At 60.3% G+C, this 16,604-nt stretch carries 13 protein-coding genes and 1 pseudogene; 1 reads left to right on the top strand and 13 read right to left on the bottom strand.

What is annotated here, in order from left to right:
• Positions 1-159: 159 nt before the first annotated feature.
• From E3W21_RS23330 to pmbA, 6 genes and pseudogenes are all read right to left on the bottom strand, one after another.
• Positions 160-1,055 (bottom strand): annotated as a pseudogene (locus E3W21_RS23330) (ZIP family metal transporter).
• 30 nt (positions 1,056-1,085) lie between these two features.
• The gene (locus E3W21_RS23335) at positions 1,086-1,697 is read right to left on the bottom strand and encodes a superoxide dismutase (RefSeq protein ID WP_134422006.1); all 612 of its coding nucleotides are present in this window, start codon (positions 1,695-1,697) and stop codon (positions 1,086-1,088) included.
• A gap of 1 nt (position 1,698) precedes the next feature.
• On the bottom strand, positions 1,699-2,127 hold the full coding sequence (locus E3W21_RS23340; RefSeq protein ID WP_056742946.1) for a hypothetical protein: 429 nt from the start codon (positions 2,125-2,127) through the stop codon (positions 1,699-1,701).
• Between the two features lie 27 nt (positions 2,128-2,154).
• Entirely contained in the window at positions 2,155-3,537 is a 1,383-nt protein-coding gene (locus E3W21_RS23345) for an aspartate ammonia-lyase (protein ID WP_134422007.1), read from the bottom strand.
• A gap of 252 nt (positions 3,538-3,789) precedes the next feature.
• Positions 3,790-4,185, bottom strand: a complete 396-nt coding sequence (locus tag E3W21_RS23350) for a FagA protein (RefSeq protein ID WP_129438490.1) — start codon at positions 4,183-4,185, stop codon at positions 3,790-3,792.
• Positions 4,186-4,365: 180 nt separating this feature from the next.
• Positions 4,366-5,712, bottom strand: coding sequence for a metalloprotease PmbA (gene pmbA, locus E3W21_RS23355; protein ID WP_134422008.1), 1,347 nt, complete (start codon positions 5,710-5,712; stop codon positions 4,366-4,368).
• A 108-nt stretch (positions 5,713-5,820) separates the two neighbouring features.
• Between pmbA and yjgA the strand changes: the two genes are divergently transcribed.
• A complete protein-coding gene (gene yjgA, locus E3W21_RS23360) occupies positions 5,821-6,345 on the top strand; it encodes a ribosome biogenesis factor YjgA (RefSeq protein WP_033058015.1) in 525 nt (174 codons plus the stop codon).
• Positions 6,346-6,405: 60 nt separating this feature from the next.
• Here the strand turns inward: yjgA and tldD are convergent, their stop codons facing one another.
• The 7 genes from tldD to mreC form a co-directional block, all read right to left on the bottom strand.
• Complete coding sequence (tldD, locus tag E3W21_RS23365) at positions 6,406-7,848, bottom strand: metalloprotease TldD (RefSeq protein ID WP_008148876.1); 1,443 nt, start codon at positions 7,846-7,848, stop codon at positions 6,406-6,408.
• A gap of 18 nt (positions 7,849-7,866) precedes the next feature.
• Positions 7,867-8,715: a carbon-nitrogen hydrolase family protein gene (locus E3W21_RS23370; RefSeq protein WP_129438496.1), complete on the bottom strand. Its 849-nt coding sequence runs from the start codon at positions 8,713-8,715 to the stop codon at positions 7,867-7,869.
• A gap of 178 nt (positions 8,716-8,893) precedes the next feature.
• Positions 8,894-12,697 carry a YhdP family protein gene (locus E3W21_RS23375; RefSeq protein ID WP_134422009.1) on the bottom strand — a complete coding sequence of 1,268 codons (3,804 nt, stop codon included), beginning with the start codon at positions 12,695-12,697 and terminating at the stop codon, positions 8,894-8,896.
• Between the two features lie 75 nt (positions 12,698-12,772).
• The gene (rng, locus tag E3W21_RS23380) at positions 12,773-14,230 is read right to left on the bottom strand and encodes a ribonuclease G (protein WP_033058026.1); all 1,458 of its coding nucleotides are present in this window, start codon (positions 14,228-14,230) and stop codon (positions 12,773-12,775) included.
• A 57-nt stretch (positions 14,231-14,287) separates the two neighbouring features.
• Complete coding sequence (locus tag E3W21_RS23385; RefSeq protein ID WP_134422010.1) at positions 14,288-14,884, bottom strand: nucleoside triphosphate pyrophosphatase; 597 nt, start codon at positions 14,882-14,884, stop codon at positions 14,288-14,290.
• 44 nt (positions 14,885-14,928) lie between these two features.
• Positions 14,929-15,420 (bottom strand): rod shape-determining protein MreD, encoded by a 492-nt coding sequence (gene mreD, locus E3W21_RS23390; RefSeq protein ID WP_008148886.1) that lies wholly within the window; start codon positions 15,418-15,420, stop codon positions 14,929-14,931.
• The gene (mreC, locus tag E3W21_RS23395) at positions 15,420-16,577 is read right to left on the bottom strand and encodes a rod shape-determining protein MreC (RefSeq protein WP_134422011.1); all 1,158 of its coding nucleotides are present in this window, start codon (positions 16,575-16,577) and stop codon (positions 15,420-15,422) included. Before mreC ends, mreD begins: the two co-directional genes overlap by 1 nt.
• Positions 16,578-16,604 lie beyond the last annotated feature (27 nt).

The raw sequence follows: 16,604 nt of genomic DNA on the forward strand, positions 1-16,604 counted from the left end.
GGCTGCGTTCGGTTCGGGCCGCGTTCGGACGCAGCAGTCGTAAATACACGCGCGGTTGAACTGACGCACCACAAATTTCGAACTGGCGACTGCTTCGTCCGAACGCGGCCCGAACCGAACGCAGGCTTCGCCAGCTGCTACAAAGTTCGTGCTCTGCAGCTAAGCCAACGCCGTATCCATCACCATCATCAAGCAAAACCCGATCAGCAACCCAAGACTTGCAAGCTTGTCGTGANNCCATTGCGGCGCGACTCAGGGATGACTTCATGAGTGACCACCAGCAACATTGCCCCGGCCGCCAGTGCCAACCCCAAGGGCAACAACAATTCGGCCAGGCTCACCAGCCAGGCACACAGCAACGCGAAGACCGGCTCGACCACCCCTGACGCAGCACCAATCAGGAACGCCTTGACCCGCGACATCCCTGCCCCGGCCAATACCAGCGCGATCACCAGACCTTCCGGCACATCCTGCAAGGCGATGCCCATGGCCAGGCTATCGGCGTCGGGCATGCCACCCCCCGCCGACACACCGACCGCCATGCCCTCGGGGATGTTGTGGGCAATGATCGCAAACACAAATAGCCAGATTCGCGGTGGAATCACCGGCCGTTCAAGAGTGCCAACCAACATTTCCGGGCTGGCTCCGGAGACCTTTCGATCCACCAGAAACAGCCCGAACGCCCCCAACATGATGCCGAAACTGATCAGCCCGCTGGCCGCCCAAGGCGTCAGCCCCAGGTTTTCAGCGGCAGAGATCCCCGGAACGATCAACGAAAACGCTGTCGCCGCGAGCATTACCCCGGCCCCGAAGCCAAGCAGCGTATCGCTGACCGCCTGGGGCATCCGTCGAATCACCAGCACGGGCACCGCGCCCAAGGCAGTGCCCAAAGCGCAGATCGCCCCACCTTGCAGCGCGCGCAGCAGTTTCGGCTCGAGGTCCAGCCACGCCAAGCCTTGGGCAACCAATAACGTCATGCCTGCCAGCAGTAACAGCGATCCGAATGCGTAACGAAACATTCGTCCACTTCCGATCGCCAGTGTTTCAGTGCCCATAGCCAGCCTTGGATTGTTTTTGCAGAAGTCTTAAACCAGTGCAGCCTGATAGCGCGCAGCGACTTCAAGCCAATTGATCACGTTGTAGAACGCGTTGATGTATTCCGGGCGACGGTTCTGGTACTGCAGGTAATAAGCGTGCTCCCAGACATCCAGGCCGAGGATTGGCGTATTGCCGTTCATCAATGGACTGTCCTGATTGCCGCTGCTTTCAACGACCAGTGTCTTTTGCGGCGTCACACTGAGCCACGCCCAGCCACTGCCGAAACGAGTCAGCGCGGCTTTGGTGAAGGCTTCCTTGAAACTGCTCAGGCCGCCCAGTTGCTCATCGATCGCCTCAGCCAACGAGCCTTCAGGATTGCCGCCGCCGTTGGGCGCCATCACTTCCCAGAACAGCGAATGGTTGGCATGCCCGCCGCCCTGATTAATCACCGCCGCGCGCAGCTTCTCCGGTAGTTGCTGGACAGCAGACACCAGTTTCTCCACCGGCCACTCGGCAAACTCGGTGCCTTCCACCGCAGCGTTGAGGTTGTTGATGTAGGTCTGGTGATGCTTGGTGTAGTGGATTTCCATGGTCTGCGCATCGATGTGCGGTTCCAGGGCATCGTAGGCGTAGGGCAAGGCAGGCAAGGTAAAAGCCATTTCAATGAACTCCATGATGTAGGGGCGCAGGCGAGGCGGCATCGATGTGCAGCAATCGATGCGTACGCGGGTATTCGCCGTGTTCGCTGATGAAATTCAGCAGCTCGACGTAGGTTTTACTGCTCTGGCGCAACGCTGCTTCACGCAGGGCCGGCGCCAGTCGTGGGTCCTGCATGGTCTGCAACAATCGCTGATGGATGGCGCACAGGTACTCGGCGCTCTCCTCCGGCTGGTTCAGACGCAAATGCAGGTCCGCCAGGTTGTGGTGGGAAATCACGCAGGCCGCGACCGCCTCGTCGGCATCTGCCCAGCGCTCGAACAACACCTGGGCCAGGGCCAATGCCTGCAAGTAAGCCTCGCGGGCATCGACGTATTCGCCCAGCATGAAACAACGATTTGCCCGTTCGATCGTGCGTTTCCAGTGTTCCATAGTGAGCCTCCAAAGCGGTTGCGGTGGTTACACCCCACCTGCGGTGAGTTTTTCCGGGCCCAGCAAAACCTCAAGCTGGCTGCGCGTCAGATCGGTGTGTTCCAGAGCGACATCGATCACCGGCCGGCCCTGTTGATAGGCCTTCTTGGCGAGCTCCGCGGCTTTTTGGTAACCAATGATCGGGTTGAGTGCGGTAACCAGGATCGGGTTACGCGACAGCGCTTCCTTCAGCCTGGCTTCGTTGACCTTGAAGCTGGCGATGGCCTTTTCACCCAGCAGATGGCTGGAGTTGGTCAGCAACTCGATGCTGCTCAGCAGGTTCTGGGCGATGATCGGCAGCATCACATTCAGCTCGAAATTGCCCGACTGACCGGCGATGGTAATGACCGTGTCATTGCCGATGACCTGAGCGGCGACCATGGCGGTCGCTTCCGGGATCACCGGGTTGACCTTGCCAGGCATGATCGAAGAACCCGGCTGCAAGGCTTCGAGCTCGATTTCACCAAGACCGGCCAGCGGGCCGGAGTTCATCCAGCGCAGGTCGTTGGCGATTTTCATCAGCGAAACGGCCGTGACTTTGAGCTGACCGGAAACACTGACCGCCGTGTCCTGAGAACCAATCAGCGCAAACAGATCCTCGCCCGGTTTGAATTGCACTCGGGTCAGCTTGCTCAGTTGCTCACTGAAACGCGCCGCGAATTGCGGATGAGCGTTGATTCCGGTGCCCACTGCCGTGCCGCCCTGAGCCAAGGATTGCAGACTCGGCAGCAGATCCTGCAGATGACCGATGTTGGCCTTGAGCTGCTGCGCCCAACCGTTGAGCACCTGGCTCATGCGCACTGGCATCGCGTCCATCAAGTGAGTGCGGCCGGTTTTGACGTGGTGATGAACCTCTTCGGCCTTGCGCTCGATCACCTGAACCAGACGCACCAGCGCCGGCAACAATTGCTCGTGCAACGCCAACGCAGCACTGACGTGGATGGTGGTCGGGATGATGTCGTTGCTGCTTTGGCCGCAATTGACGTGATCGTTGGGGTTCACCGGCTCGCCGAGCAGGCGGCTGGCCAGGGTGGCGATCACTTCGTTGGCGTTCATGTTCGAACTGGTGCCGGAACCGGTCTGGAAGATATCCACCGGAAAATGCTGCATGAAGTCGCTTTGGAGCAGACCCAGCGCCGCATCGACGATGGCTGTGCCCTGGGATTCGCTGATTTGTTCGAGCTCGACGTTGGCTCGGGCAGCGGCGGCCTTGGCCAGGATCAGCGCGCGAATGAACTGCACGGGCATTGGTTTGCCGCTGATGGGAAAGTTATCCACCGCGCGCTGGGTCTGCGCGCCATAGAGCGCATCCACTGGGACCTGAAGTTCGCCCATGCTGTCGCGTTCAATGCGTGTCTGAGGGTCTGTCATCAGTTATTTCCTATGCCGCGTTGTGTATGAAAGCGGGCCAGGCAAGGCGCAGTCCGCTGGTAATGTTTTTCCCTTGCCAAGGACTGCAACGCAGTCTGGCCCGCTTTCAGACACAACCCGGAGGGCCGGGCCTGCTGTGGCGCAGGGCTGCGTTGCTCGGAGCTTATTTGGAATGACCAAACCACGCTCCTCGCGCCTTGCCCTGCACCACAGCAGGCCCGGCGCGGCATAGGAAATAACTGATGACAGACCCTACTCATCAGAAAATCCTTGCACCTGTTCTATGAGAGGAATCGAGGGCTGCAACTCGCAGGTCGCCAGTTGCCAGGTGTAGCTCTGCCAGCGCTTGAGGCGGCACTTGCACAGAGAGAGGCGTTCCAGATCGCGCAACGGCCGCCAGGCCTGGTCCAGACAAAAGGTGCGCCAGTGCCAGGGCAGCGCGACATCGGCGGCGGTGTCGAGTAACAGGCGCAAAGAAGTTTCGGCGATGGTCCAGGGAGAGGTTGCCGTGCAACAGGCGAGATAACGACCTTCGGCCAGGTAATGTTCGATCAGGCGGGGCTCGTCAGGGTCCATCGCGCAACGGATCTGGCGACTCATCCAGCGCCAGCTTTCGAGGTAAGGCTGCTCGTGCAAGGCAGAACTCATGATCCGGGCCCATTCGGTAATGAGATTTATTATTAGATGATAATGAGAACCAAAACAACCCCGGCGAAATACATGCTGTTCAATGTGGGAGCAAGCTCGCTCCCACAGGGGACTGCGCAAGGCGCATAAAAAAAGGCGCGCCACCCAATGGGTGGCGCGCCTCTTTTGTATCGGTTGGGTTTAGCTACCCGCCACCGTCATGCGTTCTATCAGCACAGAACCTGTACGGATGTTGCTGCGCAGTTCCAGGTCATTACCCACCGCAACGATCTGTTTGAACATGTCACGCATGTTGCCGGCGATGGTCACTTCCTGGACCGCAAACTGGATTTCGCCGTTCTCGACCCAGTAACCCGCCGCGCCACGGGAGTAATCGCCAGTGACCATGTTCAGACCCTGACCCATCAATTCAGTCACCAGCAGGCCGCGACCCATACGGCGCAGCAAGGCTGCCTGGTCTTCGTCGCCATGGGTGACGAACAGGTTGTGCACGCCGCCGGCGTTGGCGGTGCTCGGCATGCCGAGTTTGCGGCCGGAGTACGTGCCAAGGATGTACGACACCAACTCGCCTTTTTCGACGAACGGTTTGGCGTAAGTTGCCAGACCATCACCATCGAACGCCGAACTGCCCATGGCCCGCATCAAGTGCGGACGCTCATCGATGGTCAGCCATTCCGGGAACAGTTTCTGCCCCAGCGTGCCTTCAAGGAACGAGGATTTGCGATACAGGCTGCCGCCGGAGATCGCCGAGAGGAAACTGCCGAACAAACCACCGGCCAGCTCCGCGGAAAACAGCACCGGCACTTCGCAGGTCGGCACCGGGCGCGCGCCCAGACGGCTCGCCGCTCGTTGCGCGGCACGCTGGCCGATGCTCACCGGGTCGGCCAGCAAGTTGCCCTGACGGTTCACGTCGTACCAGTAATCGCGCTGCATCTGGCCGTCGGCCTCGGCGATCATCACGCAGCTCAGGCTGTGCCGGGTCGACGCGTAACCGCCGATAAAACCATGGCTGTTGCCATAAACACGGCAGCCCTGATGGGTGCTGAGAGTGGTGCCGTCGGCGTTCTTGATCCGGCTGTCGGTGGCAAACGCCGCCGCTTCACAGGCCAGGGCTTGCTCGATGGCTTGCTCCGGGGTGATGTCCCATTCGTGGAACAGATCGAAATCCTGCAGATCCTTGGCCATCAGCGCGGCGTCTGCCAGGCCCGAAGCTTCGTCTTCCGACGTGTGCTTGGCGATGGCCAGCGCGGCGGCGACGGTTTCGCGAATCGCCTCCGGGCCGCTGGCGGATGTGCTGGCCGAGCCCTTGCGCTGGCCAACGTACAAGGTGATGCCGAAACCCTGATCGCGGTTGAATTCGACGGTTTCGACTTCACGCTGACGCACCGAGGTCGACAGGCCCTGCTCCAGGGACACCGCCACTTCACAGGCACTGGCACCCTGGCGCTTGGCTTCAGCGATGATCTGCTCGACTTGTTCTTGCAGTGCCGGCAACGCTTGTGGGCCGACGCTTTCAACTGCACTCATGCTGTTCTCCACTCAAATTCTGCTTTCGGCTGGGGCCTTCGAGCGACCGGGCCGGACAAGCGGCCCCCGACTGGTTATCATGGCGGCGTTTCTTTGCGGACGGCCACCATGGTTGATTCTTACGACGACTCCCTCGATACGGGAGAAAAAAGCAAATCCCAGGTTAAACGCGAGCTTCATGCTCTGGTTGACCTCGGCGAGCGCCTTACAACGCTCAAGCCTGACTTGCTGGCAAAACTGCCGTTGACCGACGCTATGCGCCGGGCACTGGCCGATGCGCCCAAGCACACCGCGAATATCGCGCGTAAACGGCACCTTATGTTCATCGGTAAACTGATGCGCGATCAGGACACTGACGCCATTCTGACTCTGCTCGATCAACTCGATGCCTCCACTCGGCAGTACAACGAACGTTTCCATGGCCTGGAACGCTGGCGTGATCGCTTGATCGCTGGCGACGATGCGGTCCTGGAGAAGTTCGTGGTCGACTACCCGGAGGCTGATCGTCAGCAATTGCGCTCCCTGATCCGTCAGGCCCAGCACGAACTGGCGACCAACAAGCCACCGGCATCGAGCCGTAAAATCTTCAAGTACATCCGTGAGCTGGACGAGACTCAACGCGGTCTGCGTTAAGTCCCTTCTCGGGTGAGCCGCTACGCGGTTCACCCAAAGCTTCACTTTTTCAAGAGCCCCTCAAGATCCTGTGCCACCCACAGTGATCGCATCGATTTTCAGCGTTGGCTGGCCGACACCCACCGGCACCGACTGCCCATCCTTGCCACAAGTCCCCACACCGCTGTCCAGCGCCAGATCGTTACCGACCATCGACACCTTGCTCATGGCTTCCGGGCCGTTGCCGATCAACGTCGCGCCTTTGACCGGGGCCGTAATCTTGCCGTCTTCGATCAGGTACGCCTCGCTGGTGGAGAACACGAACTTGCCGCTGGTGATGTCCACCTGACCGCCGCCGAGGTTGGCGCAGTAGATGCCGCGCTTCACCGAGGCGATGATTTCTGCAGGGTCGCTTTCGCCAGCCAGCATGTAGGTGTTGGTCATGCGCGGCATCGGCAGGTGCGCGTATGATTCACGGCGACCGTTACCGGTACGGGCCACACCCATCAGACGGGCGTTGAGCTTGTCCTGCATATAGCCTTTGAGTACGCCGTTTTCGATCAGTGTCGTGCACTCGGTCGGGGTGCCTTCATCATCGACGCTCAGGGAACCGCGACGCCCGGCCAGCGTGCCGTCATCGACGATGGTGCAAAGCTTGGACGCAACCATCTCGCCCATGCGCCCGCTGTAGGCGGAACTGCCCTTGCGGTTGAAGTCGCCTTCCAGACCGTGGCCGACTGCTTCGTGCAGCAACACGCCGGACCAACCCGAACCCAGCACCACCGGTAACGTACCGGCCGGCGCAGGGATGGCTTCCAGATTCACCAACGCCTGACGCAACGCTTCACGGGCGTAGCTCATGGCGCGGTCATCGCTGAGGAAATAACGGTAATCGGTACGACCGCCACCGCCATGACCGCCGCGCTCACGGCGACCGTTCTGCTCGACGATCACGCTGACGTTAAAGCGCACCAACGGCCGTACATCGGCAGCCAGGCCGCCATCGGTGGAAGCCACGAGGATTCGTTCCCAGACACCGGCCATGCTCACGGTGACTTGCTGGATACGCGGGTCGAGGGCGCGAGTCGCGACGTCGATACGCTTGAGCAGTTCGACCTTCTCGGCACGGGTCATCACTTCCAACGGGTTGTCCGGCCCGTACAACTGGGCGACATCCTGGGTCGTGAACGCTTGCACCGTGCCGTTCTGACCGGCGCGGGAGATCGAACGCGCCGCACGGGCCGCGGCGCCGAGGGCTTCGAGAGTAATGGCATTGCTGTAGGCAAAACCGGTTTTCTCACCCGATTGCGCGCGCACGCCGACACCTTGGTCGAGATTGAAGCTGCCTTCCTTGACGATCCCGTCTTCCAGCGCCCAGGACTCGGAAATCTGCCCCTGGAAATACAGGTCGGCAGCATCGATGCCCGGGCCGGCCAGATCGCCGAGCACCCCTTGCAGGCTCTCGATTGTTACGCCGCCGGGCGCCAGGAGGTGTTCACTGACTGAGGACAACAACTCGCTCATATGCTTTACGCCTTAAATTCATCGTTCTGAGGCAGGTCGCCGGGCGCCCTGCGAGAAAAAGCGCCGGTGACTGGACACCGGCATCCGCGCCCTAATGGACGCCTGTTCGCTGCTATCGCGTTCGGCCAGCAGCACGGCCTCGCCTTGATCCTGTTGCGCCAGCACACGTCCCCACGGGTCGACAATCGCGGCATGGCCAAAGGTTTCTCGCGGCCCCGGATGCGTCCCACCCTGGGCAGCCGCGAGCACATAACATTGAGTTTCGATGGCCCGCGCGCGAATCAACACCTCCCAATGCGCCGCGCCGGTCACCGCGGTAAAGGCCGACGGCGCGGTAATCAACTCCGCACCGGCCGCGCGTAACTCACTGTACAGCTCCGGGAAGCGCAGGTCGTAACACACTGTCAGCCCGACTCGACCGACAGGCGTGTCCGCCACGACAACCCCACTGCCATAAGCATAGTCATCGGATTCGCGATAACGCCCGCGATTGTCCGCCACATCGACGTCGAAAAGGTGCAACTTGTCATACCGTGCAACGGTTTCGCCGTGGTCATCCACCAGCAGCGAGCAGGCATGCACTTTGGCCGTCGGTTGATCCACCGGCGGCAACGGCAATGTGCCGGCCACTATCCATAACTTGAGGTCGCGGGCGGTCTGTTTCAACCATGGCAGGATCGGGCCTTCGCCCAATGCCTCGGCGCGGCCAATGTCGGCGATGTCGCGACGGCCCATGGCGGCGAAGTTTTCCGGCAGTACGGCAAGCTGCGCACCACTGGTCGCCGCTTGCTCGAGCAGCCGACGGGCCTGGGCCAGATTGGCCAGCACATCGCTCTGGCTGACCATTTGAATCACCGCTACAGACATGGCCTTTTCCTGATCTGGAATCAACACATACCTGTAGGAGCTGACGAGTGAAACGAGGCTGCGATTTTTTGATCTTGATCTTAAAAGGAAAAATCAAAAGATCGCAGCCTCGTTTCACTCGTCAGCTCCTACAGGGACTTACGGCCATGCTACTCCATCGGCCTTAGGCGTGGCGTTGTCAAAAAGGCTTGTCGAAGGTGATTTTCGGCTCTTTCCACGGCCCCTTGACGGTGTATTGGACGCTGGCGAAACGCGCCACACGGTCACCGATCAGCTTATCGATCAGGAACAGCGCGCCGCCGATAGCCGGTGCACCGACGATCAGCGCGGCAATCGGCAGGTTGTTGGTCACAGGTAACGTCACCAGCAACTTGGCATCGACCTTATCGCCCACCAGGTCCAGCGTCCCGTTGAGTTCGATGTTGCTCGACGGACCGGTCAACAGGATCGGCTCACGCGTCACGTATACGCCGTTGTTCGCGACCAGCAGACCTTTGACCCGGTCGTAACTCAAGCCTTTGCCGAACAAGTCGGAGAAGTCCAGGCGCAGCCGGCGGCCGATGGAGTTGAAGTTCAGCAAGCCAAACACGCGCAATGCCTGGGCGCTGCCCTCAACTTCAACGAACTGGCCTTTATTCAGCGAAGCATCGAGGGTTCCAGAGAAGCGCTTGGTGGCCAGCCAGGCCGGCGAACCGGGCCAGCGACCATCGACATTCATATGAAAATCTTCACTGGTGACACTCGGCGCAAATCCCCAGCCCTTCAGCACATCGGCGAGATTCTTGCCGCTGATCCGGCCTTTGTACCAGCTGCTGCTGGAACCGTGCATACCTTCCCAACCGCCGCTGCCCTGCAGGAGAATGCCCTTGAGGCCCAGATCCAGCGTGGTAAACGCAATGCCCTTGGCGCTCGGACGAACTTTCAGATACCAGGCCCCGACGAGGTCGTTGCCCTGGAACAGCTGATTGATGGTGATATCCAGTGCCGGGATCTTCGTCGGATCCACCGAGGCCAGCGGATCTGGCGAGTTTTCGTCGGCCAGGACCGTCGGGTCTGGCGCCGGCAAACGCACGTATTGCAGATTGATCGCAATCGGCGTGGCTTTCGCATCGGGGATGCTGGCGCTGCCCTTGACCTGCTGACTGTCGAGTTGCAAGGCCCATGTGGCAGGTTTGCGGTTCAACTGCACCGACGCCTGATCGAGCGTAGTGCCGACACCGCTGAGCTTGCCAATCTTGAAATCCGCGCTGCTGAGCAACTGTTTGGCGTTGCCGCCCGGATTCTGGCCTGCGTACTTGTCTACCAGGTCCTTCCAGGGGCCGACGTCCAGTTCCGACAGCACACCGCGCACCCGCAGGCCTTTGGCGCCGGGTAGCACGGCATTGCCGCCCCCCAGGAACAACTCACCGCGACCGTCGGCAAAGTTGCCGGCCGGCGCCGCAAACGTGAAGTTCGCCAGCTCACCGTAGTTGACCCAGTAGCGTCGCTCCGGCCCCTGCAGCGTCATGCGGAACGTGGTGTCGCGACCGACGTTGGCTGCCATGCCGAACGGCGCCGGCAAATCGATTGCTACGCCCTTGAGGTTGGAGCTGACCATCAATTGACTGTCGGCCCCATCAAGGTTCAGTTGCAGCTGATAAGGGATCACACCGGACACTGGCAACGGCTGAGTAACACTCAGCCAGTCCGTCAGTTTCTTGACCTCGACCTGGCCCGAGGCAGCGACGCGAGTCTTGAGGTTGCCGGGGCCGCCATCGGCGAAAATCTGTGCGGTGACAGGTTTATCAAAAGCGCGCGCGGTGATGTTTTGCCCACTCAAACCCTTGGTGCTGTCGAAACGGAAATCGCCCTTGAGCTGAGTCAGCTCCAGGGTTGGCTCGGCCAGTTTCAGACGGGCCTTGGCGGTCTTGAAGTCGACGAGGATCTTCGGCTGCTCGCCTTTGACCAGCGGAATATCCAGTTTCAGTTTGCCTTGCAGATCGCCTTCACCTTCCCAACCGGCAAAGGTGGCTGCGGTGCCGATCGGCGCTTCCTGGAGAATCTTCAGGCCATCGCCCAACCCGCCCGCGAATCCGCCGTCGAGGAACAGATGGACGTTTTGCCCTGCTGGCACATGGGGAATATTGACGTAAATGTCGCTGACCTCGGTATTGAGCAATTGACCCTTGCTGGCCAGTATCCGCACACCGCTGTCTTCAACAAACACGTCACCCGTGACCTTGCTGACATGTGGCCAGCCTGGCTGGAAGGCCAGTTCCGCATCGTGAACCTTGAAGAACAGACTGATGCTGCGGGCAGTCTCGGCGGCCCCGTGGTTCAGCGAACCCTGGTACTGGAAGAAGCCTTCGTCCACCGCACCTTTGAGAATCGCCGTACGCAGCCATTCGTCCAGCCCCGGGCTGAGCATTGTCGGCAAGTACTTGGCGGTGTAACGACCGTCGCCGTCCACCAGACCGACCCGCAGGTCCATGTAGTCTTCCTGGGAGTGGTCGAAATGCAGGCGGATCAGAAAGTCGCCAGCAATCTTGCCTTCTTCGCCCAGCACCTTCAGGTAGGGCGCGATCAAAGTGAAGGCTTCTTTATCGAGTTTCCAGGTCAGTCGGGCATTGGCCTGAATGTACTGCCATGGCTTGGCGAAGATCGGGTCCAGGTGCAGGGAAAAATCCTTGCTGTCCATGCGCAGCTCGCCACCACCCAGATCACCGCTGATGCTGCCACTGACATTTCGCGCCGCCGGAGCGCCGTGATAGGCATCGAAGCCGACCCGATCCAGGTTGGCGGCAAAGCTGAATTTGCTGTCGTCGGTGGCATTGGGCCGGAAGTCGATCAGCACGTTGCGCAGGCCACCCGTCACTTTGAGTCGCTCGACGGCGGTGGCGATGCCTTCGGGCAGCGGCCCCAAAGCATTCAGTATCGGGGTGATCGGGGTGAGGTCGAGGCGGTCGGCTTGCAGATGCCAAAGCTCTTCAGTCTTGTCGGTCGCCGCATTTTGTTTGAGTTGCAGATGCGATTCCCAACGGGTCTCGCCAAGGTTCATAGCTAGCGAATCCAGGGTAACCAGCACGCCTTCGGAGCTGCGCTGAAAATAGCCATTGAGCGCTAGATTGTTGATCTGGATCGGCTTGCGCTCGCCGTACGCGCCCTTGAGTTGCGGCGCGTTCAAGCGAATCGCAGCACTTTGCAGGGCGCCCCTGTTCCAGTTCACCCAAAGCTCGCCGCCGGCCTTGAACTCGGAAAAATTCCATTGTTGGGTCAGGCGCTCAGGCAACCATTTCGACCAGTCGCTTTGCGGCAGGCTCAAATAAGCTTCGGCCTCGCCGTCTTTCCATTCGCTGGCGCGCAGACGGGTACGCAGATTGATGGCCACCGGTTGTCCGTCGGGCAGGGTCAAACGGGCGTCGAGTCGCTGGCGGGAGACGCCAGTTTTCAGATTCAACCCGACGTAAGTCAGGGTCAGCGGCTGCTCTTGCAGTGGCTGCAAAGTGACCTGGCTATCGAGTACCGACAGTTGCTGAACCCTCTGCATGCGATTGAGCATTTGTTCAGGATCCAGCGGCTGATCCTGCTGTACCGGCAAACCTTCCAGCGCCCAAGTCCCGTCCTCGCTTTCCTTGAGGCTGATCTTCAGGCCGCTGAGTTCCAGGTGAGCGATGCGCACTTCACGAGCCAGCAGACTGGCCCACAGATCCGGCACCGCGCGCACCTGATCCAGCCGCAGGGCATTGGCGCCCTCGCCGACCATCACATCGTGAGCCAGCATGATCGGCGCAAAGCCGCTCCAGTTGCCTTCCAATTCGCCGATAGTCAGCGGCATGCCCAAGGCAGCGCTGGCTTTGGCTTCGACTTCGGCACGGTACTCGGCCACCAGCGGCGTCAGCTCTCGGCCGAGGCTGACGTATAACGCCATCAACACCAATGCCAACGCACACAGCCCCAGCCCCCAGCGGGTCAGTGCGGCCAAAATGCGTGTCAGACGTTCCATGTCAGTTGGCTCCCATGGCAAAAATACTGCAAAAAGCTGAGGCCAGCCGTTCTAGCAGGGTTGAAATACAGCGATTCAGAGCAGCACCACGTCGTATTGTTCCTGGGAATACATGGTTTCCACCTGGAACCTGATGGTGCGCCCGATAAAACCTTCGAGCTCGGCGACATTGCCCGATTCTTCATCGAGCAAACGGTCGACCACTTTCTGGTTTGCCAATACACGATAGCCTTCCGCCTGATAGGCGCGAGCCTCACGGAGGATTTCGCGGAAAATCTCGTAGCAAACGGTTTCCGGCGTCTTGAGCTTGCCGCGACCCTGACAGCTGCTGCACGGCTCGCACAGCACTTGTTCAAGACTTTCGCGGGTACGCTTGCGGGTCATCTGCACCAGGCCCAACTCGGTGATGCCGATGATGTTGGTCTTGGCGTGATCGCGCTCCAGTTGCTTCTCGAGGGTGCGCAGCACCTGACGCTGGTGCTCTTCATCTTCCATGTCGATGAAGTCGATGATGATGATCCCGCCCAGGTTGCGCAGGCGCAGCTGGCGAGCAATGGCGGTCGCGGCTTCGAGGTTGGTCTTGAAAATGGTTTCTTCGAGGTTGCGATGACCGACGAACGCCCCGGTGTTGACGTCGATGGTGCTCATGGCTTCCGCCGGATCGACCACCAGGTAACCGCCGGACTTCAGCGGGACTTTGCGCTCCAGGGCCTTCTGGATTTCGTCTTCGACGCCATACAGGTCGAAGATCGGCCGCTCACCCGGGTAATGCTCAAGACGATCGGCGATTTCCGGCATAAGCTCGGCGACGAACTGTGTGGTTTTCTGGAAGGTTTCCCGGGAGTCGATCCGGATCTTCTCGATCTTCGGGCTCACCAGATCACGCAAGGTGCGCAGCGCCAGGCCGAGGTCTTCGTAGATCACACTCGGTGCGCTGATGGTTTTGATCTGCTCGTTGATCTGATCCCAGAGCCGACGCAGGTAGCGGATGTCCATGAGGATTTCATCGGCACCGGCACCTTCGGCAGCGGTACGCAGGATGAAGCCACCGGCCTCTTGGATGCCTTCTTTGGCCACGCAATCAGTGACCACTTGTTTGAGACGTTCACGCTCGGCTTCGTCTTCAATCTTCAACGAAATGCCAACGTGTGCAGTGCGCGGCATGTACACCAGATAACGCGATGGAATCGACAACTGAGTCGTCAGGCGTGCGCCTTTGGAGCCGATCGGGTCCTTGGTCACTTGCACCACCAGGCTCTGACCCTCATGAACCAGAGCGCTGATGCTCTCGACCGCCGGGCCTTCGCGCAGGGAGATTTCCGAGGCGTGAATGAACGCGGCGCGGTCCAGTCCGATGTCGACGAATGCCGCCTGCATGCCGGGTAATACCCGCACGACCTTGCCTTTATAGATGTTGCCGACGATCCCGCGCTTTTGCGTGCGCTCGACGTGGACCTCTTGCAGAACACCGTTTTCAACCACCGCCACGCGCGATTCCATCGGCGTGATGTTGATCAGGATCTCTTCACTCATGGCAGGGTCTCGTTCAGGCATGTTCACGATAATGGCCGCATCTTGTCAGTACGACGCTCAACGCGCGTTAAGGGTTTGCCAACAGGGTATGCCGAAATGGCCAAGCAGCTCAGCGGTTTCGCACAGAGGTAGTCCGACCACCGCCGAGTAACTGCCATTGAGCCCGGCGACAAACACCGCGCCGAGCCCTTGAATGCCGTAGCCGCCGGCCTTGTCCTGCGGCTCGCCGCTGGCCCAGTAGGTCACCGCTTCATCACGACTGATGTTGCGAAAACGCACCAGACTGCTCACCACCCGAGACTCGCAACGCTCACCATCGAGCACCGCAATCGCCGTCAGGACTTCATGCTCACACCCGGACAACATCATAAGCATGGCGCACGCCTCGGCTTCATCAACCGGCTTGCCGAGAATTTTTCCGTCCAGCACCACGGCGGTGTCGGCGCCCAGCACGCAAAAATCTGTGGCGGACACGACGGTCCTGCGCCCAGCCTCGGCTTTGCCGCACGCCAGGCGCTCGACATAGGCCGACGGGGATTCATTTTCTAAAGGAGTTTCATCGATGTCCGCACTAACGGCGGTGAACGGCACGCCGATCTGCGTGAGCAGTTCACGCCGACGCGGCGAGCCTGAGGCGAGGTACAACAACTTCATCAAGACATCTCCCTTGTCGAGGTGCGGGCAAATGCCTGACCGAATTAATTGATTTTGTAGCGTCGACGCAAACCGCGCAAACCGTAGCTGATCCACGGCCAGAGCAATGCGCTGACCAGTGCCGGCAAGACCAGCGCCAGCGTCGGCTGACGATTGCCGGTCAGGGCGCTGAGCCATAGTTGAACAAGCTGCGCGAGGCCGAAGATCACCAGGATCACCAGGCTCTGTTGCCACATCGGGAACATGCGCAGACGCTGTTGCAGCGCCAGCACCAGGTACGTGATCAGCGTCAGGATCAATGCGTTCTGGCCCAGCAGCGTGCCATAAAGCACGTCTTCGGCCAGGCCCAGGCACCACGCGGTGACCATCCCGACTTTCTGCGGCATGGCTAACGCCCAGAATGCCAGCAGCAAGGCCAGCCACAGTGGACGGAGGATTTCCATGAATTGTGGCAGCGGCGAAACGCTGAGCAGCATACCTATGGCGAATGTCAGCCAGACCATCCAGCCGTTTCGGGAGGCAGTAGCACCAACCATTATTCTCGTCCCCCAGTGGTAGCCGGCGCAGAGACAGGCGGTTTGGCTGCAGGCTTCACGGCAGCGGGTGGCGTGGCCGGCGGTTTAGCAGCCGCAGGCTGCGTCGCGGGAGGCTTGCTGGCGGCAGGTTTCGCAGGAGCAGGATGAGTTGCCGCAGGTTTGGGCGGGGTTGTAGCCGCTGGGGTAGCCGTCGGCGCAACCGGAGTCACGGGTGCAGCGACAGCAGCCGGGACGATGGCAGGTTTCGGCACTGTCGCTGGAATGATTGGTCCACCACCGTGCTGGTCCAAGGCTTCTTGAGCCTGGGCAGCTTCGTTGGCGCGCTCTTCGGCCGTGCGGCCGTCGGTGAACACCAGCAACAGGTAACGGCTGCGGTTCAAGGCGGCGGTCGGCACGGCACGCACAATAGCGAACGGCTGACCGGAATCGTGAATCACTTCCTTGACCGTCGCTACCGGATAACCCGCCGGGAACCGCTGACCCAGACCAGAGCTGACCAGCAGATCGCCTTCTTTAATGTCGGCGGTATCGGCCACGTGACGCAGCTCCAGGCGTTCCGGGTTACCGGTGCCGCTGGCAATCGCCCGCAGACCGTTGCGGTTCACCTGCACCGGAATGCTGTGAGTGGTGTCGGTCAGCAACAGCACACGAGAGGTGTATGGCATCAACTCGACCACCTGGCCCATCAAGCCACGGGCATCGAGCACCGGCTGACCGAGGACCACACCGTCACGCTCACCTTTATTGATGATGATGCGATGGGTGAAGGGATTGGGGTCCATGCCGATCAGCTCGGCCACTTCGACCTTCTCGTTGACCAGCGCGGAGGAGTTGAGCAACTCGCGCAGCCGAACGTTCTGCTCGGTGAGGGCGGCAAGCTTTTGCATGCGGCCTTGCAACAGCAGGTTTTCGGTTTTGAGTTTTTCGTTTTCGGCGACGAGTTCGGTACGGCTGCCAAACTGGCTGGCCACACCCTGCCATAACCGCTGTGGCAGGTCGGTGATCCAGTAAGACTGCATCAGCACCAGCGACATTTGGCTACGCACTGGCTTGAGCAGTGTGAAGCGGGCATCGACCACCATCAGCGCGACCGATAGCACGACCAGCACCAACAAGCGCACGCCCAGTGAAGGCCCTTTGGTGAAAAGCGGTTTAATAAGCCGCTCCTCCCAGGCAAATGTTCT

Origin of the sequence: Pseudomonas sp. F01002 (genome assembly GCF_004402115.1) — a bacterium.
GTDB classification, from domain to species: Bacteria; Pseudomonadota; Gammaproteobacteria; order Pseudomonadales; family Pseudomonadaceae; genus Aquipseudomonas; species Aquipseudomonas frigoris.

Excerpts from the sequence above, each read along its gene's own strand:
- E3W21_RS23335 (WP_134422006.1), bottom strand. The coding sequence starts at position 1,697 with ATGGCTTTTACCTTGCCTGCCTTGCCCTACGCCTACGATGCCCTGGAA.
- E3W21_RS23340 (WP_056742946.1), bottom strand. The coding sequence starts at position 2,127 with ATGGAACACTGGAAACGCACGATCGAACGGGCAAATCGTTGTTTCATG.
- E3W21_RS23345 (WP_134422007.1), bottom strand. The coding sequence starts at position 3,537 with ATGACAGACCCTCAGACACGCATTGAACGCGACAGCATGGGCGAACTT.
- E3W21_RS23350 (WP_129438490.1), bottom strand. The coding sequence starts at position 4,185 with ATGAGTTCTGCCTTGCACGAGCAGCCTTACCTCGAAAGCTGGCGCTGG.
- pmbA (WP_134422008.1), bottom strand. The coding sequence starts at position 5,712 with ATGAGTGCAGTTGAAAGCGTCGGCCCACAAGCGTTGCCGGCACTGCAA.
- yjgA (WP_033058015.1), top strand. The coding sequence starts at position 5,821 with ATGGTTGATTCTTACGACGACTCCCTCGATACGGGAGAAAAAAGCAAA.
- tldD (WP_008148876.1), bottom strand. The coding sequence starts at position 7,848 with ATGAGCGAGTTGTTGTCCTCAGTCAGTGAACACCTCCTGGCGCCCGGC.
- E3W21_RS23370 (WP_129438496.1), bottom strand. The coding sequence starts at position 8,715 with ATGTCTGTAGCGGTGATTCAAATGGTCAGCCAGAGCGATGTGCTGGCC.
- E3W21_RS23375 (WP_134422009.1), bottom strand. The coding sequence starts at position 12,697 with ATGGAACGTCTGACACGCATTTTGGCCGCACTGACCCGCTGGGGGCTG.
- rng (WP_033058026.1), bottom strand. The coding sequence starts at position 14,230 with ATGAGTGAAGAGATCCTGATCAACATCACGCCGATGGAATCGCGCGTG.
- E3W21_RS23385 (WP_134422010.1), bottom strand. The coding sequence starts at position 14,884 with ATGAAGTTGTTGTACCTCGCCTCAGGCTCGCCGCGTCGGCGTGAACTG.
- mreD (WP_008148886.1), bottom strand. The coding sequence starts at position 15,420 with ATGGTTGGTGCTACTGCCTCCCGAAACGGCTGGATGGTCTGGCTGACA.